Source organism: Serratia sp. 506_PEND (genome assembly GCF_001076875.1).
Taxonomy (GTDB): Bacteria; Pseudomonadota; Gammaproteobacteria; order Enterobacterales; family Enterobacteriaceae; genus Serratia; species Serratia marcescens.
The window spans coordinates 1-821 of sequence record NZ_JVEL01000586.1; the positions used below are offsets into that span (position 1 = coordinate 1).

The following is an 821-nucleotide window of genomic DNA, read 5'->3' on the forward strand; positions in this document are numbered from 1 at the left end:
TTACATTATTAAATCTGGGAGTGATAAATAATGGTGGTAATTAGCGGTGTTTTGAAGGGGCCTTACGGTGATTCTCGGGCTGGCGTAACGATTACGATGCGCTCAATGAAAACATCATCCACGGTGTTGAATTTTGCTAAGTCGCAATCTGTCACCGATGATACCGGTCGGTATTCGCTAAATGTGGAGCCAGGTGCCTACGAGGTAATTGTATCTGTCTATGGTGCTCAGCCAGAGCGTGTAGGTACAATAGAGGTTTATACTGACTCCCTACCCGGCACACTCAACGATTTCCTGCGTCGTCCAGGGGAAAGCGACATCACGCCTGAGATTGTGCAAACCGTCGATCGCCTGCGTGCAGAGGCGGCTTTGTCCGCCGACAAATCAGCAGCATCGGCAGCATCGGCAAAGGTCAGCGAGCAGAACGCGGCTGATAAAAGCTGGTATTAATGCTGGGTTTGCTTCTGGCCCTGTTCATACTGCTGATATCTTTTCTACAGATAATAAATCATGTATTCGTCGCTATACCACTGCGACTGCCAACAGGCCTGGCGGTGCAGCTGGCGGCGTATTGGTTTTACCCGTTGATGGTGGGCCATCGAGTACTTATTTTGCCTTGTCAGTGACAAACCAAGCGTGGGTAGGTAATTCTACAATAGCGGCCCCATCAAAAGTTGTTTGGTCGTCATTGTGGACTTCAAGCAATACTACCGTTGACGCCAACGGCTTCATCAAAAAGGCATCCCCGATCGCCAGGTTGTCTGGTGAGCCTGATAAAATGCAGGATGATTATCTTGATGGTGGGTTTATGCTGTCAGGTT

1 protein-coding gene and 1 pseudogene are annotated in these 821 nt (G+C 49.1%); both read left to right on the forward strand.

Translation table 11 applies throughout. The features are described from left to right. Nucleotides 1-30 precede the first annotated feature (30 nt). Complete coding sequence (locus ADK28_RS33170; RefSeq protein WP_048797081.1) at nt 31-450, forward strand: prophage tail fiber N-terminal domain-containing protein; 420 nt, start codon at nt 31-33, stop codon at nt 448-450. Nucleotides 451-571: 121 nt separating this feature from the next. Beyond that, a pseudogene (locus ADK28_RS33175) lies at nt 572-821 on the forward strand (hypothetical protein); the annotation flags it as partial.